General features: G+C 44.6%; 27 protein-coding genes. 3 read left to right on the top strand and 24 right to left on the bottom strand.

All coding sequences use genetic code 11. The features are described from left to right. Window positions 1-39: 39 nt before the first annotated feature. The 7 genes from argH to AC0MXB_RS00470 form a co-directional block, all read right to left on the bottom strand. Window positions 40-1,452 (bottom strand): argininosuccinate lyase, encoded by a 1,413-nt coding sequence (gene argH, locus AC0MXB_RS00500; protein ID WP_474037451.1) that lies wholly within the window; start codon window positions 1,450-1,452, stop codon window positions 40-42. Window positions 1,453-1,454: 2 nt separating this feature from the next. Beyond that, window positions 1,455-2,666, bottom strand: a complete 1,212-nt coding sequence (locus AC0MXB_RS00495; protein WP_474037450.1) for an argininosuccinate synthase — start codon at window positions 2,664-2,666, stop codon at window positions 1,455-1,457. A gap of 46 nt (window positions 2,667-2,712) precedes the next feature. Continuing rightward, on the bottom strand, window positions 2,713-3,651 hold the full coding sequence (gene argF, locus AC0MXB_RS00490) for an ornithine carbamoyltransferase (protein ID WP_474037449.1): 939 nt from the start codon (window positions 3,649-3,651) through the stop codon (window positions 2,713-2,715). A gap of 18 nt (window positions 3,652-3,669) precedes the next feature. Continuing rightward, complete coding sequence (locus AC0MXB_RS00485; RefSeq protein ID WP_474037448.1) at window positions 3,670-4,872, bottom strand: acetylornithine transaminase; 1,203 nt, start codon at window positions 4,870-4,872, stop codon at window positions 3,670-3,672. After that, window positions 4,848-5,780, bottom strand: coding sequence for an acetylglutamate kinase (gene argB, locus AC0MXB_RS00480; RefSeq protein WP_474037447.1), 933 nt, complete (start codon window positions 5,778-5,780; stop codon window positions 4,848-4,850). Before argB ends, AC0MXB_RS00485 begins: the two co-directional genes overlap by 25 nt. Before the next feature lie 83 nt (window positions 5,781-5,863). Next, window positions 5,864-7,072 carry a bifunctional glutamate N-acetyltransferase/amino-acid acetyltransferase ArgJ gene (argJ, locus tag AC0MXB_RS00475; RefSeq protein ID WP_474037446.1) on the bottom strand — a complete coding sequence of 403 codons (1,209 nt, stop codon included), beginning with the start codon at window positions 7,070-7,072 and terminating at the stop codon, window positions 5,864-5,866. Window positions 7,073-7,183: 111 nt separating this feature from the next. Then, window positions 7,184-7,894, bottom strand: a complete 711-nt coding sequence (locus tag AC0MXB_RS00470; RefSeq protein ID WP_474037445.1) for an N-acetylmuramoyl-L-alanine amidase family protein — start codon at window positions 7,892-7,894, stop codon at window positions 7,184-7,186. Between the two features lie 115 nt (window positions 7,895-8,009). Between AC0MXB_RS00470 and AC0MXB_RS00465 the strand changes: the two genes are divergently transcribed. Further along, window positions 8,010-8,870, top strand: a complete 861-nt coding sequence (locus AC0MXB_RS00465; protein ID WP_474037444.1) for a transglycosylase domain-containing protein — start codon at window positions 8,010-8,012, stop codon at window positions 8,868-8,870. A 96-nt stretch (window positions 8,871-8,966) separates the two neighbouring features. Beyond that, the gene (locus tag AC0MXB_RS00460) at window positions 8,967-9,251 is read left to right on the top strand and encodes a hypothetical protein (protein ID WP_474037443.1); all 285 of its coding nucleotides are present in this window, start codon (window positions 8,967-8,969) and stop codon (window positions 9,249-9,251) included. Window positions 9,252-9,312: 61 nt separating this feature from the next. Here the strand turns inward: AC0MXB_RS00460 and AC0MXB_RS00455 are convergent, their stop codons facing one another. Then, the gene (locus AC0MXB_RS00455; RefSeq protein WP_474037441.1) at window positions 9,313-10,152 is read right to left on the bottom strand and encodes a polysaccharide deacetylase family protein; all 840 of its coding nucleotides are present in this window, start codon (window positions 10,150-10,152) and stop codon (window positions 9,313-9,315) included. A 116-nt stretch (window positions 10,153-10,268) separates the two neighbouring features. On the opposite strand from AC0MXB_RS00455, the gene AC0MXB_RS00450 reads away from it, so the two are divergent. After that, window positions 10,269-10,655, top strand: coding sequence for a hypothetical protein (locus AC0MXB_RS00450; RefSeq protein WP_474037440.1), 387 nt, complete (start codon window positions 10,269-10,271; stop codon window positions 10,653-10,655). 66 nt (window positions 10,656-10,721) lie between these two features. Here the strand turns inward: AC0MXB_RS00450 and rpsI are convergent, their stop codons facing one another. The 16 genes from rpsI to AC0MXB_RS00370 all read right to left on the bottom strand — a co-directional run bounded on the left by rpsI (window position 10,722) and on the right by AC0MXB_RS00370 (window position 19,969). Next, window positions 10,722-11,114, bottom strand: coding sequence for a 30S ribosomal protein S9 (gene rpsI, locus AC0MXB_RS00445; RefSeq protein WP_474037439.1), 393 nt, complete (start codon window positions 11,112-11,114; stop codon window positions 10,722-10,724). Between the two features lie 24 nt (window positions 11,115-11,138). Further along, on the bottom strand, window positions 11,139-11,579 hold the full coding sequence (gene rplM / locus AC0MXB_RS00440; protein WP_474037438.1) for a 50S ribosomal protein L13: 441 nt from the start codon (window positions 11,577-11,579) through the stop codon (window positions 11,139-11,141). Between the two features lie 113 nt (window positions 11,580-11,692). After that, window positions 11,693-12,490: a tRNA pseudouridine(38-40) synthase TruA gene (gene truA / locus AC0MXB_RS00435; protein ID WP_474037437.1), complete on the bottom strand. Its 798-nt coding sequence runs from the start codon at window positions 12,488-12,490 to the stop codon at window positions 11,693-11,695. Between the two features lie 14 nt (window positions 12,491-12,504). Beyond that, entirely contained in the window at window positions 12,505-13,302 is a 798-nt protein-coding gene (locus AC0MXB_RS00430) for an energy-coupling factor transporter transmembrane component T family protein (protein ID WP_474037435.1), read from the bottom strand. Then, the gene (locus AC0MXB_RS00425) at window positions 13,292-14,164 is read right to left on the bottom strand and encodes an energy-coupling factor transporter ATPase (protein WP_474037433.1); all 873 of its coding nucleotides are present in this window, start codon (window positions 14,162-14,164) and stop codon (window positions 13,292-13,294) included. The genes AC0MXB_RS00430 and AC0MXB_RS00425 overlap by 11 nt, the downstream gene beginning before the upstream one ends. Then, a complete protein-coding gene (locus AC0MXB_RS00420) occupies window positions 14,149-14,988 on the bottom strand; it encodes an energy-coupling factor transporter ATPase (RefSeq protein WP_474037432.1) in 840 nt (279 codons plus the stop codon). Before AC0MXB_RS00420 ends, AC0MXB_RS00425 begins: the two co-directional genes overlap by 16 nt. A 67-nt stretch (window positions 14,989-15,055) precedes the next feature. After that, complete coding sequence (gene rplQ / locus AC0MXB_RS00415; RefSeq protein WP_474037431.1) at window positions 15,056-15,394, bottom strand: 50S ribosomal protein L17; 339 nt, start codon at window positions 15,392-15,394, stop codon at window positions 15,056-15,058. A 12-nt stretch (window positions 15,395-15,406) separates the two neighbouring features. Beyond that, window positions 15,407-16,366: a DNA-directed RNA polymerase subunit alpha gene (locus AC0MXB_RS00410; protein WP_474037429.1), complete on the bottom strand. Its 960-nt coding sequence runs from the start codon at window positions 16,364-16,366 to the stop codon at window positions 15,407-15,409. 63 nt (window positions 16,367-16,429) lie between these two features. After that, entirely contained in the window at window positions 16,430-17,062 is a 633-nt protein-coding gene (gene rpsD / locus AC0MXB_RS00405; protein WP_474037427.1) for a 30S ribosomal protein S4, read from the bottom strand. 26 nt (window positions 17,063-17,088) lie between these two features. Then, entirely contained in the window at window positions 17,089-17,481 is a 393-nt protein-coding gene (gene rpsK, locus AC0MXB_RS00400) for a 30S ribosomal protein S11 (protein ID WP_474037426.1), read from the bottom strand. 15 nt (window positions 17,482-17,496) lie between these two features. Next, entirely contained in the window at window positions 17,497-17,868 is a 372-nt protein-coding gene (rpsM, locus tag AC0MXB_RS00395) for a 30S ribosomal protein S13 (RefSeq protein WP_474037425.1), read from the bottom strand. Window positions 17,869-17,882: 14 nt separating this feature from the next. After that, complete coding sequence (rpmJ, locus tag AC0MXB_RS00390) at window positions 17,883-17,996, bottom strand: 50S ribosomal protein L36 (RefSeq protein ID WP_004092858.1); 114 nt, start codon at window positions 17,994-17,996, stop codon at window positions 17,883-17,885. 59 nt (window positions 17,997-18,055) lie between these two features. Further along, window positions 18,056-18,274 carry a translation initiation factor IF-1 gene (gene infA, locus AC0MXB_RS00385; RefSeq protein ID WP_333523472.1) on the bottom strand — a complete coding sequence of 73 codons (219 nt, stop codon included), beginning with the start codon at window positions 18,272-18,274 and terminating at the stop codon, window positions 18,056-18,058. A 22-nt stretch (window positions 18,275-18,296) separates the two neighbouring features. Then, a complete protein-coding gene (locus AC0MXB_RS00380; protein ID WP_474037422.1) occupies window positions 18,297-18,563 on the bottom strand; it encodes a KOW domain-containing RNA-binding protein in 267 nt (88 codons plus the stop codon). A gap of 9 nt (window positions 18,564-18,572) precedes the next feature. After that, on the bottom strand, window positions 18,573-19,319 hold the full coding sequence (gene map / locus AC0MXB_RS00375; RefSeq protein ID WP_474037421.1) for a type I methionyl aminopeptidase: 747 nt from the start codon (window positions 19,317-19,319) through the stop codon (window positions 18,573-18,575). After that, window positions 19,316-19,969, bottom strand: coding sequence for an adenylate kinase (locus AC0MXB_RS00370; RefSeq protein ID WP_474037420.1), 654 nt, complete (start codon window positions 19,967-19,969; stop codon window positions 19,316-19,318). Before AC0MXB_RS00370 ends, map begins: the two co-directional genes overlap by 4 nt. Between the last annotated feature and the right edge of the window lie 11 nt (window positions 19,970-19,980).

Genomic DNA, 19,980 nt, shown 5'->3' with positions numbered 1-19,980 from the left:
TCCTCAACAAAATACAAAAATATTCTTTAGCTTCCCAAATTATAGAACGTTTTTTGTATACTTGTCAAGTTCGCCTTCTTCTACGGCTAGGTTATGTTTCGCTCTAGTAAACGATTGTTCTACTTCAGAGTACGATGTACCACCAAAGGAATTCCGAGCACTTACGCAGCGTTCGATTTGTATGGCATCGACAATGTCGCTCTCAAATAAAGGACAAAATTGCTGAAATTCTGTTAGCGTCATATCAGCAAGCACTTTATTTTCGGCAATAGCATAAGCCACACTTTTACCAACTACTTCATGAGCTTGGCGGAAGGGCAGACCTTTTCGCACGAGATAGTCGGCCATATCAGTCGCATTAGAAAAATCTGTTTTGAGCGCATTGGTCATAGTATCACTCTGCAAGCGCATCGCCCGCAGCATCGAAGCATAGACAGTCAAGCTGAATTTCACTGTATCAATCGTGTCAAAGAGGCCTTCTTTATCTTCTTGCAAATCTTTGTTATAAGCAAGCGGCAGACCTTTCGATACAGTCAGCATTGCCATTAAGTGACCAAAGACGCGACCTGTTTTACCACGAACCAGTTCGGCCACATCAGGGTTTTTCTTTTGTGGCATAATGCTGCTGCCGGTGCAGTGTGCATCATCTAGTTCGATGAAATGGAATTCTGCCGAAGACCAGAGAATAATTTCTTCACTAATCCGGCTCAAATGCATCATCAAAATCGAAGCAAAACTTAAAAATTCAAGAATATAATCCCGATCGCTTACGGCATCCATACTGTTATCATAGACAGCGCCAAACCCAAGCTGCTCAGCCACAAAGTGGCGATCAATCGGGAAAGTCGTACCAGCCAGAGCGCCAGCGCCAAGCGGCATCATATCAGTATGCTTATGGACCATCGTCAAACGATCAAAATCGCGAACAAGCATATAAAAATAAGCCAGCATGTGATGAGCAAACAGAATCGGCTGCGCCCGCTGCAAGTGAGTGTAGCCAGGCATAATAACATCTTTATTCTTTTCCGCCACTTCGACTAAAGCTTTCTGCAAATCAACAATGAGCTTGCCGATTACTTCAATCTGGCCTCTTAAATAGAGGTGCGTATCAAGGGCCACCTGATCATTACGGCTTCTTGCCGTATGCAGCTTGCCGCCGACAGGTCCAATCCGGTCAGTGAGACGCTTTTCAATATTCATATGAATATCTTCGAGACTCACTTCAAAGGAAAAATTCCCTGCTTCAATATCAGCAAGGATTACTTTTAAGCCGCCAATAATCGTATCGGCTTCTTCCTGAGTTAAAATATTGCATTTGGCCAGCATCGTCGCATGAGCAATGCTACCAGCAATATCTTCTTTATACATACGGCAGTCAAAAGAAATGGAGGAGGTAAACTCCTCCACCAAGACGTCCGTATTTTTAGAAAAACGACCGCCCCAAAGCTTCATGCTTACTTACTCTCCTTTTGCATTAACGCTCTGACTTTTAAGGGAAGTCCGAAGAGGTTGATGAAGCCTTCGGCATCTTGCTGGTTGTACACTTCATCACGGCCAAAAGTAACAAAGCCTTCATGATAGAGTGAGTAAGGCGATTTCGAACCAGCGCTAATAATATTGCCTTTGTAGAGTTTCAAACGGATCAAGCCTGTTACAGTCTGCTGCGTTGATTCTACGAAAGCATCGAGTGCTTCTTTGAGCGGTGAGAACCACATGCCGTCATAAACAAGTTCAGCATAACGATTCGCAACCTGCTGTTTGTAATGAAGCGTAGCGCGATCTAGCGTCAGAAGCTCTAATTCATGATGAGCGTAGAACAAAATAGCACCAGCAGGAGTTTCATAAACGCCGCGGGATTTCATGCCAACAAGACGATTTTCTACCATATCAGTAATACCAATGCCGTGTTCAGCGCCAATTTCATTGAGTTTTTCAATGAAAGCAACTGCGTCAAGTTTTTCACCATTTAAGGTTACAGGAACGCCTTTGTCAAATTCAATTTCTACATATTCCGCTTGATCCGGTGCTTCTTCCGGCGATTTGCAGATCATGTATAAATCGTTCTGCGGTGCATTCCAAGGATCTTCCAGGTCAGCGCCTTCATGGCTTAAATGCCACATATTGCGGTCCATGCTGTAAGGGCGTTTTTTCGTAACAGGTACGGGAATATTATGTTTTTCTGCATAATCGATAGCATCTTCACGGGAACGAATGTCCCAAAGCCGCCAAGGAGCAATGATTTTCAGTTCCGGCGCCAGCGCTTTCACGCTGAGTTCAAACCGCACCTGATCGTTGCCTTTGCCGGTAGCGCCATGAGCAATTGCATCAGCGCCTTCTTTTTTAGCAATTTCCACTAAAGCTTTCGCAATAAGCGGACGAGCGAAAGAAGTTCCAAGCAGATATTTTCCTTCGTATACGGCACCGGCTTTTAAAGTCGGCCAAATATATTCTTCCACAAACGGTTTTTTCAAATCTTCAATATAGACCTTGCTGGCGCCTGATTTTAAGGCTTTGTCATGAACAATATCAAGTTCATCGCCTTGTCCTACGTCAGCGCAAACAGCAATAACTTCGCAGCCATTGTAGTTTTCTTTCAGCCAGGGAATAATAACCGACGTGTCAAGACCGCCGGAATACGCTAATACTACTTTTTTTACATCACTCATGAAATACGTCCTCCTTAAAATAACCTCTATCGAGACTTCTCTCTTATTATGACACAAAACCCATGGTTAAGGCCATAACTGCTTTTTGAACATGCAGACGATTTTCCGCTTCATCAAAAATTACGGAATGAGGGCCTTCCATAACACCCTCGCTAATTTCCTCACCGCGATGCGCTGGGAGACAATGCATGACAATCACATCAGACTTAGCAACAGCAAGCAGCTTTTCATCCACAATAAAGCCGGCAAAGTCTTTTACACGCTTTTCTTGTTCGGCTTCCTGTCCCATACTTGCCCATACATCGGTGTAGATAACATCAGCATCTTTGGCCGCTTCGGCCGGGCTTTGCGTAAAGACAATTTGGCTACCGCTGATGGCGGCATCGCTTTTGGCTTCTTCAATGCAAACAGGATCGGCCTCATACCCTTTTGGGGAAGCGACGGAAATATGCATACCCAGTTTGGCGCAGCCATGCAGCAGCGAGTTGACCATATTGTTGCCATCGCCAATATAAGCAAGCTTTTTCCCTTTTAAATCCCCTTTATGCTCAATAGCTGTAAATAAGTCTGCAAGCACCTGGCAAGGATGCATCAGATCCGTTAAAGCGTTGATGACTGGCACCGAAGCGTATTCAGCCAGTTCTTGTACCCGTTCATGGGAATAGGTACGAACCATGATGCCATCAACATAGCGCGATAAAACGCGAGCTGTATCTTTTACAGGCTCACCGCGGCCAATCTGCAAATCCTTAGCGCTTAAAAAGAGAGCGCTACCGCCAAGCTGATACATGCCCACTTCAAAAGAGACTCTCGTTCTCGTTGAAGATTTTTGAAAAATCATCGCAAGTGTCTTGCCCTCTAAAATGGGATGGGCAATCCCTGCTTTTTGTTCTTGCTTCAATTTAGCTGTAAGATCAAAAATTTCCTGCATCTCTGCTACAGTCAGATCATGCAGCGAAAGTAAATCCTTTCCTCCTAAAGACATACTCTTTCCTCCAATATTTTAAGCCGGTTCACTTTGCAGCACTTCTTTTAAAACGGTCATAACTTCATCAACATGACTTTCCGTAATAATTAAAGGTGGTACAAAACGCAATACATTTCCAGCTGTACAATTAATAATAACGCCTTTATTAAGGCAAGCTTCTACAATTTCTCTACCTGGTTTCGTCAGTTCAGCCCCCAGCATTAAGCCTTCGCCGCGTACTTCTTTGATCAACTTCGGATAAGCTTTTTTGAGTTCTAAGAGCTGTGCTTTCATATAGGCGCCTACTTTTTTGGCGTTGTCTAAAATATGTTCTTCATCAATGGCTTTAAATACAGCCAAACTAGCAGCACAGACTAAAGGATTTCCGCCGAAAGTCGTACCATGATCGCCTGCCGTAAACGCAGCAGCGATTTTATCTGTCGTCATAAAAGCGCCCATAGGTACGCCACCGCCCAGCCCTTTTGCCAAAGTCGCAATATCTGGCTGTACTTTGTAATACTGATAGGCAAAAAGTTCGCCAGTCCGGCCCATGCCGCATTGAATTTCATCGAAGATTAGTAAAGCGCCATAATTATCGCAAAGTTTTCTTACGCCTTCCAAGTAACCGGGAGCTGGTACGTGTACGCCGCCTTCGCCTTGAATGGTCTCAAGTAAAACGGCACAGGTTTTTTCACTAATTTTTGCTTCGAGCGCTGCAAGATCATTGTAAGGAACGTAATCAAAACCCTGAGGCAGTGGCTCATAACCGTGTTGATAATGCGGCTGGCCAGTTACTGTAAGCGTTGCCAGCGTCCGACCATGAAAAGAATGTTCGGCGCTAATAATTTCATATTTGTCAGAGCTGATGGTTTTACCATATTTTCTAGCCAGCTTTAAAGCGCCTTCATTGGCTTCAGCGCCGCTGTTGGCCAGAAATACTTTATCAAAACCGCTCCGTTTCGCAATCTCTTCTACAAGCTGCGCTTGTTCGGCCGTGTAATATAAATTAGAACAATGAATCACTTTAGCTGCTTGGTCCGCAATAGCCTTTACCAGCCCTTTGTGACCATGGCCTAGAAGATTTACGGCAATACCGCCGAGAAAGTCGATATATTTTTTGCCTTCATTGTCATAGACATAAGGACCTTCGCCATGGGAGATAACCATCTGATAACGATTGAAAACAGGCATATAATACTGTTTATCTTTCGTAATTACTTCTTGCTTGGTATTTGACATAAGTCAAGTCCCCTTTCATCTTGCACAACTTCTGTGCCTACGCCATTTTTTGTAAATACTTCTAGCAAAATAGAATGTTTTTCCCGACCATCTAAAATATGCGTTTTCGGCACGCATTGTCGGAGCGCCTTGAGGCAGGTTTCTACTTTCGGAATCATGCCGCCATCGATGGAGCGGTTACGAACCATTGATTCCGCCTCCTGACGCGTCAAGGTAGAAATTAAAGAATCCTTATCAGAAAAATCGCGGTAAATACCTTCTACATCGGTTAACAGAATCAATTTTTCGGCCCTCAAGGCGCCAGCAATTTCGCCTGCTACATAGTCGGCATTAATATTATAAGTCTCGCCATCTTCGCCCACAGCAATCGGCGCAATAACGGGAATAAAGTTCTGATCTAATAGCGTATGTAATAATTCTGGATTCACTTTTTTGACATTACCGACAAAACCAATATCAACAAGACTGGTTTTTCCATTTTCATGGACTTCCGCCAAATGCTTTTCGGCAACCATCAATTTAGCGTCCTTACCGCTTAAGCCTACTGCTTTTGCGCCCTGCTGATTCAGCATTGTAACGATTTCTGTATTGATTTTGCCGACAAGTACCATTTCGGCAATGCCCACTGTTTCGGCGTCAGTCACGCGAAGACCGCTGACAAATTCGCTTTTTTTACCGAGCTGAGTTAAAGTTGCCGTAATTTCCGGGCCGCCGCCATGAACTACAACAGGACGCATGCCCACATATTTCATGAGAATAATATCTTGCATGACGCTGTGTTTTAGCTCAGGGTTGATCATAGCGTTACCGCCATATTTAATGACAATGGTTTTACCAAAAAATTGCTGCATATAAGGCAGAGCCTCAATAAGTACGGCCGCTTTCGCAGCTGCGTTGTCAATATTCATCGTTCCCCATCCTTTTCTAACGGAAGAGGCACACCCAAAGGCGTGCCTGATTCCTTGTAATAAGAAAACCTAGCCTGATTGTATCAGGTATGATATTCACCGTTAATTTTCACATATTCATAGGAGAAATCACAACTCCAAACGGTAACGGCTGTATCACCTTGTGCCAAATCAATTTCCACTTGAATATCACTTTCCGCCATAATATCGCGCAAGGCTTTTTCATCATAGGCAGCGCCAAGGCCGGCTTTTACAATGGGGACGCCACCAATGGCTAGCGATACTTTCGTAGGATCAAGCGGTACGCCGGAGTAACCTACCGCGCAAAGAATCCGTCCCCAGTTCGGATCTTCGCCAAAAAAAGCAGTTTTTACGAGTGGCGATTTAGCCACAGCCATAGCAACTTGTTTGCCTTCGGCAAAATCTTTGGCGCCCTTCACGGTAAGTTCCAAAAATTTAGTAGCGCCTTCTCCGTCATGAGCAATTTGTTTAGCCAAATAGGTGCAAAGACTTGTTAAGGCTTCCTGGAATGCCGCAAAATCAGCATGATCTACGCTATCAATAAGCCCATTTTCCGCCAGTCCGTTAGCGAGAAGAATAACCATATCATTGGTACTTGTATCTCCATCCACAGAAACCATATTGAAGGACACTTGGACGGCCGCTTTTAGAGCCGCTTGCAATACAGGCGCAGCAATAGCCGCATCGGTCGTAATAAAGCCAAGCATAGTCGCCATATTAGGATGAATCATGCCAGCGCCTTTGGCTATCCCAGCAATTTTAACCGTTTTGCCACCCAAAGTCAGGTCATAGACGATTGATTTGGCAAAAGTATCTGTTGTCATAATTGCTTTTACAGCATTTTCGCCGCCGCTTTCGGCTAAGGAACCGACAGCTGCCGTAATTCCTGTTCTAATTTTATCCATCGGCATGGCTACGCCAATTACGCCAGTAGAAGCGACAAAAACTTCGCTCGCTGCAATTCCCAGTTTTTCCGCAGTAAGCTGCGCCATTTCTTTCGCATCAGCCAGTCCTTGTTCCCCAGAGCAAGCATTGGCGCAACCGGAATTGACGACAATCGCCTGGGCCGTTCCTGATGCTAGTGTTTCCTTCGACACAATGACAGGCGCTGCAGCCATCAAATTTTGTGTAAATACCGCTGCTGCTTGCGCAGGAACGGAGCTATAAATAACGGCGATATCTTCCTTACCGCTTTGCTTTACACCAGCTTTGACGCCAGATGCTGTAAAGCCAGTCGGATATGTAATAGTTCCTTCTTTTTCGGTAAACATCTTATTCCTCCTAAAAGTTCACTGTACCTGAATTATCTCGTTTTGATAATTATACGCCACTCATGTATAATAATGCAATAGTTTTCTTGAAAAAATATTTCTATAGCTAAATTATCTTGCTTCTTTTCGCGTAAAATGATACGCCAATCCTTTGGCAATTTGCCAAACTAGTTTTTGTTGATATTCCTGCATTTTCAATTTATGGGCTTCCGCCTGATTCGTTACATAACCGCATTCTACCAAAACACCAGGTATGTGAGTTCCATTCAACACTAAAATATCTAAATCCTGCTTACTTTCGCGCCGGTTGCCTGGCGGGAATATTTTAAGAGCTTTCTGTAAATTTTCGGCTAATTCTTTGCTTTCTGGCAGAGTCCCGCCATAAAAAACCTGCGCTCCTTCGGCCTCTTTATAGGGCGTAGCATTTAAATGAATACTGATAAAGAGTTCTGCGCCGCTTTGATCCATCATATTCATCCGAACCTTCAAATCATGGCGCTTACCGCCGCGCCCTTTCGTATAGTAATCTACATCTTCCGCCCGGGTTAGGGTAACAACAGCGCCGTAATTTGCCAGAACTTGCGCCATTTCTTGCGCTAAAATTAGATTAATTTCTTTTTCTACAATACCGTTACCGCTGGCGCCGCTATCAATCCCGCCATGACCAGGATCAATAATGACAGTATGACCTGCGAGTTTAGTCAAATCAACTTGCTCTAATTCATCTGCCGCCAGATAAACCCCTAAAAAGTGTAAAGCCAATGCCAATACACCGCATAAGGTGACCTGTAAAATCTTTTTCCGCCGTAACAATACGATCATGGCGATCCCTCCTATGTATCACCCTATGCAGCAAAAAAGGCCGCTATGTCTCAGTCTGGTCAAAGACTTCCGCTTCATGTAAAATAGAAAGAGGACAAGCCGAAAGGAGGCAGTTATGACAAGAAAACGGTTTGTACTCCTCGTATGTTTTGCTTTTTTAGGTGCTTTTTTCTGGGCTGGCGGCGCAAACCTCATTCCAAAACAGTGGCAAAAAACGACCTTGCCGAGTGCTTTATCTCATCCAACCTCGCTGTTCGGCATAGGCGCCTCGGCCGCATCGCCAGAAGAAACGAAGGAAAATACCGATTCATCCCGCCGTCTAATCGAACAAGGCAGCAGTCTGTATCATCGCCTGTATCGCATTTTCGCGTTAAAACAAGCTGTCGAAGCAAAATTAGATCGGAAAAATTATATAAAGATCCAAGAAATGCCCCTGTCTTTTCAGCAAGCTCTGATTGCCGTGGAAGACAATCGTTTTTATCGGCACTATGGCTTCGACATTGAAGGAATTCTGCGCGCCACCCTAGTCAATATTCAGACAGGAAATTATACCGAAGGTGGTAGTACCATTACGCAGCAATTGATAAAAAACTTGTTTTTAAATCAAGATAAAAACTTTGGCCGCAAAGCCGAAGAATTTATTCTTGCTATTGATATGGAACTGCGTTATTCGAAAGAAGAAATATTGGAGATGTATGCGAATACCATTTACTTCGGTTCTGGCGCTTATGGAATCAAAAGCGCCGCCAAAATCTATTTTGATCGGCCTCCAGCGGATTTGACGTTAGCCCAAAGCTCTTTATTGGCCGGTCTGCCAAACGCGCCGTCACTCTATTCGCCTTTCGTGGACTTTACGGCAGCGAAACAGCGCCAGGCTGTCGTATTAAATGTTATGGCAAAAAACGGCTATATCGGCCCTTCTATGGCCCAAGAGGCCCTTGCTGCACCGCTACATCTCAATTCTTCTCATGAATAATGTAGCGTCTTTACCAAATATTAAGAAAAAATTAACTAAATCACGGTAGAAATAGCAGTATTTTTCCTGTATCCTGCCTCTAGGGAGGTTTTGTATATGCGAGAAACGATTACTATGAACCGAGTTGGTCGTTGTACCCTCACAGGCAAGGAAGTAGCTCAGGAACTTTCCGGCTACTGTCTCAGTGAAGAAAGCCATATGGAAAGTGCCCTGCTCACGAAATACTGCAGTGGCGAATCGCTTTGCAAAAGCACAGATTGTCAATTTGTCATCGGAGTGTCTGGCAAAAACTATACGAAATCGATCCAAATCTTATTTGATATGCTGGCGCTCTGTTACGAAGATTCCTTGGCACCAACAGACGGCTTACAAAAAAAATAAGACAGCAAAAAGACTGCCCGCAATCATATTGCTGGGCAGTCTTTCTTGCTGTTAATAGAGTTTAAGGAATATAGATTAATCCAGCGATTCTTTGATCGCCTTCTTGCAACAAATATGCTTTGAAATTTCCCAAAGCTGTAAATACTTCGGTAAACTTAAGTCTCAGCCAAAAATGCCAAAAGGTATGGTTATTGCCGCCAAAAATAGGAATCCGATTAAGCGTATATAAAGTGGAGTGAATACGATCACGGCCAAAGTGTACCGTAAAAGCCGCGCGATAGCCTGCCGCTTTCGTCATATCAATAATTTGCTGACTATATTCGCCGCCAGGATATGCTAAATAGTTAACTGGGCGGCCTAAATGCCATTCTAGGGCCGCTTTGGAAGCCGTAAGCTGCTTTTGAGCTTCTGTCGGCGATACGGTTGCTAAATCCACATGGCTCAAAGTATGGCTCTCAAAATCAATATCGTGGGCGCTCATCTGCGCAATCTGTTCCCACGTCAAATAACGGTCATAACGTCCTACAAAATCAGTAATAATAAAAATGGTTGCTTTCGCCTGATATCTTTGCAAAATAGGATAAGCTACTTGATAATTATCTTCATAGCCGTCATCCATGGTAATCAGTATGGGTTTTCGCGGTAAGGGCTTACCAAGCTGCAAATAATCAGCCAGTTCATCAGGTGTAATAGTTTGATAACCATGATCCGCCAAATAAGCCATCTGTGCCTCAAACTCACTGCTGCTTACAGTAAGCGCATTATGGTCGCGGTCATTGATCTGATGATAATTTAAGACAGGTACGCCTTGAAAATACGTTAAAGCAACATAAATTGCTGCAAGTAATAAACAGGAAAAAATGATGAAAGTATTCACAGTTTTTTTCATAACTCTACGCATAAATGCACATCCTTTAACAGGTTCCAGTTTTCTGTTGTTAGACTTTTTATTATTCTACGAAACGCGAAAGATGTCAACAACCAAACTGGCACAATATCTTTAAGGAGTGAAAAGCTATGACTAAACAAGAACAAACTGTCATCGCCTTCTTCCCATCCAAACAAAGAGCGGAACAGGCAGTGGCCGCTTTGAGTAAGCTAGGACTTCATGATACGCACATAAAACGTAACAGCCGCTTCGGCGAAAGTGAAAATTACACAATTGACAGCGCCATCGCCTCAGCCGAAACGCTTACAGGCCTAACGTTGTTTTCAGAAAATCAATCCAACCAATCTAACCAGTCCCGCCGAGTTCTCCTTGGCGCTGATCCCTCAGTAAGCGGCTTCAGCCGCAGTGGCAATGACCTAGCAGGAAGTCATCCATTTACGCTTGTCACTTTTGTACCGGAAGCTATGGTAGAACAGGCCGTAACGGTTCTGCGCACCAACGGCGGTCTTACGTAAAAAGACAGATTCATAAAGAAAACCCGCGAAGCACTTGGCTGTCGCGGGTTTGTCGTTTCGAAAATATTAACGTTTTGAGAACTGAGAAGCTTTGCGGGCTTTTTTGAGACCGTACTTCCGACGTTCTTTTTCGCGAGGATCGCGAGTTAAAAGACCAGCTTTTTTCAAAGCAGGACGGAATTCACCGTCTACTTTCAAGAGCGCGCGGGCAATACCATGACGGATTGCTCCAGCTTGTCCAGAAATACCGCCGCCTTCTACTTTTGCCAGAACATCATATTTACCAATTACATCAGTAATATTTAACGGCTGTTTTACGATGAGTTCTAATGTTTTAAGACCGAAATATTCATTGAGCGGACGTTCGTTCACAAGAATATTTCCTTCTCCCGGAACCAGACGAACTCTGGCAACCGAGGTTTTTCTGCGGCCTGTGCCGTAGTAGCTTACAAGTGCCATTCTTTTGTTCCTCCTTTCCAGTTCTTACCGAATGTTGAATTCTAAAGTTTCAGGCTGCTGAGCCGCATGAGGATGCTCAGATCCACTATATACGTACAATTTACGATACATGTCGCTTCCCAAACGGTTTTTCGGCAACATGCCTTTAATGGCATGTTCTAAAACTTTAGCCGGTTGGTTTTGAAGCATTCTTCCTGCTGTTACGAAGGTTGTACCTCCTACATAGCCGGAATGACGGAAATAAGTTTTCTGGATTAATTTCTTACCAGTTAATACTACTTTTTCTGCATTTATAATAATGACATGATCGCCGGTATCAACATGGGGAGTATAGGTTGGTTTATTCTTACCACGCAATACTTTTGCTACTTCTGCAGCAAGACGTCCCAAAGTTTTACCTTCTGCGTCAACAACATACCATTTGCGGGTAATATTGCCTGCATTGGCCATAAAAGTTGTTTTCATGCTGTATCCCTCCTCACAAACAAATTGCTCTGAAATTTTTTTGGTTCCCTGAATTCCGGGGCTAATGGAAGACATGGCAAAAATCTCATAAAATTATTTTACTGTTTTGTAACTTAAATGTCAAGCGGCTCAGGAAGAAAAGCTGAATTATTTTCGGAAAAACTTTGCTTTTGATCATAATAAACCCGAAATAAGCATAATCCTTGCGCCGGCGCCGTAACTCCGGCAGCTTTACGATCTTTTGCCGCCATAATTTCAGTAATCCTGGCTCCCGGATAACGCCCCAGCCCCACATTCACGAGCGTGCCTGTCAAATTACGCACCATATGATATAAAAAGCCGTTTCCCGTAAAAGAAAGGGTAAAAATGCCACCGTTCTCGACAATGCACTTCGCTTCATAAATGGTTCGTACCGGATCAGTCATGACACTGCCAGTCGCTCGAAACGAAGAAAAATCATGGGTCCCTTCAATCCGTTGCAGGGCCTCGCGCATTTCGTCAACTGCCAGAGGGTGACGAATATGCCAGGTATAGTTGCGGCAAAAAGGATTGGCAAACGCCCCTTGATACAGGCGATACAAATAGGTTTTTGCTACAGCCGATTTTCTGGCATGAAACGAATCAGCTACTTCCTCAGCTGCAATCACCACAATATCAGCAGGCAATAAGGAAGAAGCGGCTCGACAAATTTTTTCTGCGGGAATCGTTCCCGTTGTTGTGAAGCTTACAACCTGTCCGGCAGCATGAACGCCCGCATCAGTTCTGCCAGCACCATGAAGCACGAGGCTATGGCCAAACAGCGGCTCTAACTTTTTTTCCAGTACTTGTTGCACAGCCACAGCATTCTGCTGACGCTGAAATCCATGATAGGCTGTACCATCATAGGCAATGGTTAGTTTTAACGTACGCATAAAGACCTCCCCGCCTATAACAGCTTCAGGGATAAGATGAGGCCGCTAAAGAGCAGCAGCGCCACCATGCCTAGCCAATCTCGCCCTGTCAATTGCAATTCTTTTAGTCGAGTCCGTTGATCGCCACCGCGATAGCAACGAGCTTCCATGGCGGTCGCAAGTTCATCAGCCCGTCGAAAGGCACTCACAAAGAGTGGTACTAACAGCGGTACGAGATTTTTCGCCCGTTTGATTAAATTGCCTGAGTCAAATTCAGCGCCTCTCGACATTTGCGCTTTCATAATTCGCTCAGTCTCTTCCAATAACGTAGGAATAAAGCGCAGCGCAATCGTCATCATCATGGCCAATTCATGGGCTGGCAAGCCTACGACTTTAAAGGGACGCAACAGTCGCTCAATGCCGTCAGTAAGCACTAGCGGCGATGTGGTCAGTGTCAATAGCGACGACATAATAATGAGCAGTAATAATCGTAGCGCCATAAAAATCCCTTGGCGCAAGCCTTCTTCCGTAATCGTCAAAAAAGCGTATTGGAAAATCTGCCGTCCTGGCGTCATAAAAAAATGAACGGCCATAGTGAGTAGAATAATAATCCATAAAGGTTTCACCGATTTTACTAGAACCGTAAAGGATACACCAGAAATCCAAGCAACAATAAGAGCAAAACCACTAAGAAGTCCGTAGGCAATCGGTGCATCGGCTGTGAACACTAGTATGATATAGACTAGCGTTCCCAACAGTTTTGTCCGTGGATCGAGACGATGCAAAAAGGAATTTCCTGGGAAATATTGACCTAACGTAATATCAGTCAGCATGGCGCTCCCTCCTTCTGAGAGATTCATGCACACTAGCTATGGCCTCTTCCACGAGCAGCAGCGATGTATCCACCGAAAGGCCCTTACTTTTTAGCGTTCCCATAAGTGCCGTAACGGGCGGTACATCAACACCAACTGCTTTCAATTCTTCCTGATGTTTGATAAAGACGTCCCGCGTTGGTCCATCAATCAAAATCGTCCCTTGATCCATCACAATAAGACGTTTTGCTACTTGAGCAACTTCATCCATATTGTGTGACACAAGAATAATGGTGCTTTGCATCGTTTCATGGTATTTGACAATCTCTGCAAAAACTTCCCGCCTAGCGCCAGGGTCAAGACCGGCTGACGGTTCGTCAAGAATAAGATAATCAGGCTGCAAAGCCACAATACCCGCAATCGATACACGCCGCATTTGACCGCCGCTAAGTTGGAAAGGCGATCTGTTGGCAAAGGTATCATAATCAAGGTTAACAAATTCCATAGCCTGACGAACACGCTGGTCTACTTCTTCCTCACTGAGTCCCTGACTACGAGGACCAAAAGCAATATCAGCCGCAATAGTCTCTTCAAATAACTGATGCTCTGAATACTGAAAGACCATACCAATCCGCCGTTTTGCCGCTTTAGCTTCTTTGCTTTTTTGATGAATATCAATACCGTCAAGCGTAACGGTACCGCCTGTCGGCTTTAATAAACCATTCATATGTTGAATCAGCGTAGATTTACCGGAACCAGTGTGGCCAATGATTCCAATAAATTCGCCTTTTTCAATCGTTAAATTCACGTTTTTTAACGCTGTCTGTTCAAAGGGCGTTCCAGCCATATAAGTATAGGTAATATTCGTTAAGTTGATGGACATAGGGCCTCCGCAAGTTCATCACTTTTAATGATATGCGACGGAATCGCATGTTTCTTCTGCCGCAGACCTTCGGCTACTTGAGCCGCTACGGGTACATCAAGCCCCATTTCCTGTAACAGCGCCACTTGATGAAAGACCTGATGAGGTTCGCCATCCATGACAATTTTGCCATCTTTCATAACAATGACACGGTCTGCCTCCATGGCTTCTTCCATAAAATGCGTAATATAAATACAGGTCATCTGTTTCGTTTGATGCAGTTCTTTCACCGTTTTCAAGACTTCTTGGCGGCCTAATGGATCAAGCATGGCTGTTGGTTCATCTAAAACGATACATTTTGGCTCCATCGCAAGAACTCCCGCAATAGCGACGCGCTGCTTCTGTCCGCCAGACAAGAGATGCGGCGCATGGTGGGCATAATCAGTCATTGCCACATCAGCTAGAGCCTTATCGACTCGCTGTCTGATTTCTGGCGATGGAACGCCAAGATTCTCAGGGCCAAAAGCTACATCTTCTTCGACGACGGCAGCTACGATCTGATTATCAGGATTCTGAAAAACCATGCCAACCTTCTGACGGATCGGCCAAAGCGCCTCAGGTTCTGCTGTACTCACTCCGTCGATCAAACACGCTCCGCTTGACGGTAGTAAGAGCCCGTTAAAATGTTTAGCAAGGGTTGATTTACCGGAACCATTGGTACCGATGATGGCAACAAAACTTCCCGCTTTGATCGATAGAGTCAAATCATCAAGAGCCGTATAAACTTGCTGATTTTGATCCTCGTAAGTATGGCTCAAATGAATGACTTCAATAAACTCTCCCATGATTCGAAACCGCCTTACTCCCAAAATAAATAGAATGAAAGGCGACCTCTCGGCCGCCTCTGCTGCTTTATACTAATTCGATGATTGCCATCGGAGCTGCGTCACCGCGACGAGGTCCGAGCTTATACATCCGAGTATAACCGCCTTGACGATCGGCATATTTCGGTGCAATCGTATCAAATAATTTTTTTGTCACTTCTTCGTCCATGATGAACGCTAGAACCTGACGGCGAGCATGTAAATCGCCGCGTTTTGCTAAAGTAATCATCTGGTCAACCAGTTTGCTCATTTCTTTTGCTTTAGCTTCGGTCGTTTCAATGCGTTCCTGTGCAAAGAAGGAAGTTACGATACTGCGAAATAGTGCTTTGCGAGCACTGGAATCACGTCCTAACTTTCTGTAGGCCATTTTCTTCCCTCCTTATTCTTCACTTTCTGCCAGTGAGAGACCCAATTCAATGAGTTTTTTCTTGACCTCTTCCATGGATTTACGGCCAAGATTTCTCACTTTCATCATATCATCTTCCGTTTTCTGAACAAGTTCAGCAATCGTATTAATCCCAGCCCGTTTCAGGCAGTTGTAGGAACGAACGGAAAGATCGAGGTCTTCAATGGTCATATCCATTGTTTTCGGCGTCGTATCTTCCGGTGGTTCGCTAAATGTTCCCTCGACATGATCCTCATCGACTGGAGCTCCGGCCATGTTTTGGAACAACTTCAGATGAGCTACCATAATTCCGGCAGCTTTACTGACAGCTTCTTCCGGTCTCATGCTGCCATTAGTCCAGACTTCCAAGGTCAATTTGTCGTAGTCAGTCACATTGCCAACGCGGGTGGGAGTAACACTATAGTTTACTTTGGGGATGGGGGTAAAAATCGAGTCGACTGGAATAATACCAATGACATGATCCGGTTTCTTATTTTTGTCTGCTCTCGTATAGCCGCGACCGCGTTCTACATTGAGCTCCATGACTAAAGAACCGCCCGCATCAAGGGTTGCCAAATGCAAATCAGGATTGAGAATTTCTACATCGGGATCCGCTTGAATCGCGCTTGCAAGAACTTCTCCTTCACCGTTTGCTTCCAATCGTAAGATTTTAGGCTCGTCTGTGTGCATTTTCAGGCACAGCTCTTTTAAATTCAAAATGATAACGGTCACATCTTCCCGAACTCCGGGAATGGTAGAAAATTCATGAAGCACATTTTCGATTTTGACCGATGTAACAGCGGCCCCGGGAAGAGACGATAAAAGCACCCGGCGCAAACTGTTGCCCATGGTAATTCCATAGCCTCTTTCCAAAGGTTCCCATACAAATTTGCCATAACGACCGTCTTCACTGATTTCTACAATATCGATCTTCGGTTTTTCGATTTCGATCATCCGAAAAAACCCTCCTCCTTGCGCACTTCTTTAGAGTTACGCCATCTCCACTACGAGGGCAAATTATCTAGAGTACAACTCAACAATCAAATGCTCTTGGATAGGAATGTCGATTTCTTCCCTGTTGGGGTAGCGCGTAATTTTGCCGCTGAAATCAGCTGCATTTGCTTCAATCCAGGCAGGAACAGTTTTGCTAGCCAAAGCTTCGCCAATTTCTTTAATCAGCGGAGATTCTTTGCTGCTTTCGTTTACTTGGATTACATCGCCTGCTTTCACAAGGAAAGAAGGAATGTCAACTTTTTTGCCGTTAACAGTAAAGTGACCATGACGAACAAGCTGACGCGCCTGTACGCGGCCTACTGCCATACCCATACGGTATACAACATTGTCGAGACGTCTTTCTAAGAGCACCAATAAGTTTTCACCAGTGTTGCCTTTTTGACGGTCGGCTTTGTCAAAATAGGAACGGAATTGACGTTCCAATAAACCATACACGCGGCGTGTTTTTTGTTTTTCTCTGAGCTGGATACCATATTCAGAGACTTTTTTACGGCCTTGACCTTGACCGTGCTGGCCAGGGGCATAAGCATGCTTGCTTATACCGCATTTATCGCTGTAACAACGATCGCCTTTTAAGTATAATTTTTCGCCTTCGCGGCGGCATAATCTACAAACAGGTCCTGTATATCTTGCCATTTAAATGTAACACCTCCTATGATTAATTAAACTCTCCGACGTTTTGGCGGACGGCAGCCGTTATGCGGAATGGGAGTCACGTCTTTAATGCTGGAAACTTCAATACCAGCAGCCTGAAGCGAACGAATTGCTGCTTCACGACCGGATCCTGGTCCTTTTACATAGACTTCGCAATGTTTAAGACCATGTTCCATTGCTGCTTTAGCAGCTGTTTCAGCAGCCATCTGAGCAGCGAAAGGAGTGCTTTTTCTGGAGCCACGGAAGCCCAGACCGCCAGCACTAGCCCATGAAAGAGCGTTGCCTTTCGTATCAGTAATTGTAACAATTGTATTGTTAAAAGTCGAGCGAATATGGGCAATGCCGTATTCTACGTTTTTACGTTCTCTTCTTTTCGTTCTTACTACTTTTTTAGCAACCACGGTGTTATCCCTCCTTTACTTCTTCTTTTTCATGCCCACTGCGCGTTTCGGGCCTTTACGAGTTCTTGCGTTTGTTTTCGTTTTCTGACCGCGTACAGGAAGACCCATACGATGACGTTTGCCACGGTAAGAACCGATTTCAATCAAACGTTTAATATTTAATGATTCTTCACGGCGTAAGTCGCCTTCTACTTTATATCCTTTATCAAGCGCTTCTCTGATCTTCGATACTTCTTCTTCTGTCAGATCGCGAACTCGCGTGTCAGGATTAATGCCAGTAGCTGCTAAAATTTCTTTTGAGAGTGTAAGACCAATACCATAAATATAAGTTAACGCGATTTCTACTCGCTTATCGCGCGGCAAGTCTACTCCGGCAATACGTGCCATAGAGATTGCACCTCCTATCCTTGTTTTTGTTTATGCTTCGGATTTTCGCAAATTACCATAACATGGCCTTTACGTTTAATAACTTTGCATTTCTCGCAAATCGGTTTGACCGACGGTCTAACTTTCACTATGGTAACCTCCTTCGTCATGTGGCTACGTCTTCTATCGTCGAAAGTCAAGTTACAACTTATTTAAAACGGTAGGTAATCCGGCCGCGTTTCAAATCATAAGGCGTAAGCTCAACCGTTACTTTATCTCCCGGCAAAATCCGGATGAAATTCATACGGATCTTTCCCGAAACATGAGCAAGTACGACATGGCCATTTTCTAGTTCTACCTGGAACATAGCATTCGGCAATGCTTCGATAACTTTGCCTTCAACCTCTATAACGTCTTGTTTGGACACGAGATCTTCCTCCTCGTCCGCTTTACAGCTTATCTGGTAATAATGTGGCAATGGCATTGCGGACAGTGAGGTCCGAAAAGGAACCTTGCGTCGCTTCGCCAGTGGCAATAGAATGAACTATTCTTACGTGCCGGGGATTTTTTTGTTTTAAATGATCAAGACCGCGTTTCCGTCCGTCAGCCAAAAGAAGTTTACCTTCTTTTGTGATTGCTACCACCTGATAAATTTGGCCTTGATCACGCCCCGCTTGTGATACGACGATTTGACCAATTATAGGAGTTTTAGTCACAGCCGCCTCCTATAATTTTGTCAAGATTTCTGGTCCCTGATCAGTCAGCACAATCGTATGTTCGAAGTGCGCTGACCACTTGCTGTCACTGGTAACCACTGTCCAACCATCGCCAAGAGTTTTTACCTCATGAGTGCCTAAATTAATCATTGGCTCTATCGCAAGCGTCATACCAGATTTCAGCCGTGGGCCGCGACCAGGAATACCATAATTCGGTATTTGAGGATCTTCATGCATCTTTCGACCAATGCCATGCCCAACCAAATCACGTACCACACCATAGCCATGACTTTCTGCATGCTGCTGAACGGCATGGGAGATATCGCTCAGGCGATTGCCGACGTTAGCCTGTTCAATCCCCTTATAGAGCGACTCTTCCGTAACCTTAAGCAGTTTCAGTACGTCTTCGTCTACATCGCCAATCGGCAATGTAATCGCAGCATCGCCGTTATAACCGTTGATGACTGCGCCGACATCAATACTTACAGTATCGCCATTTTTTAACTTTTTTAATCCCGGAATTCCATGTACAACTTCTTCGTTTACTGAAGCGCAAATCGTGCCAGGAAAGCCTTGATAGCCTTTAAAGGCCGGCAGAGCGCCACAGCTTCTAATATATTTTTCGGCAATTTGATCCAGTTCCAGGGTCGTAATTCCGACACCAGCCGCTTTGCGCATCGCCGCAAGAGTTCCTGCTACAATCTGGCCGGCTTCCCGCATAAAAGCGATCTCCCGTTCTGATTTAAGAATAATCATGCCTGATCAACCTTCAAACTAGCAAGTACATCTGCATAGACTTTGTCAATTTCTTGGCGTCCGTCAATTTCACTGTACAAGCCTTTATTGGCGTAGTAGGAAATAAGCGGCTGCGTCTGCGCATCATACACAGCTAAGCGGTTCGTTACCGTTGCTTCACTGTCGTCAGCCCGCTGATATAAGGAGCCACCGCATTGATCGCAAAGCTCTCCTTTTGTGGAAGGATTGAATGTTACATGGAACGTGGCGCCGCAAGCCTTGCAAATCCGCCGTCCTGTAACCCTTCCAACCAGTTCTTGATGAGGAACATTAATATTTACCACGCGGGTCAAGGCGATCTTGAGTTCCTCTAAAATCTGACCCAGAGCTTCTGCTTGTTCGATTGTCCGCGGGAATCCATCAAGAATGAATCCTTTTTTACAATCGTCTTTGGCAAGCCGCTCTTTTACGATACCAATCGTCACGCTATCGGGAACAAGTTTGCCTGAATCCATGCATTCTTTCGCTTGAAGCCCAAGCGGCGTTCCTTCTTTTACTGCTTGACGAAACATATCGCCTGTAGAAATATGAGCAAGGCCCATATTTTCTACTAATTTAGCCGCTTGCGTGCCTTTTCCGGCGCCAGGCGGTCCCATTAACAAGATATACATTTTGCGTCCCC

Source organism: Pelorhabdus sp. sgz311001 (assembly GCF_055901755.1).
Note: the sequence above shows the minus strand (reverse complement) of the source record. Positions and strands in the feature narration are given on the sequence as shown.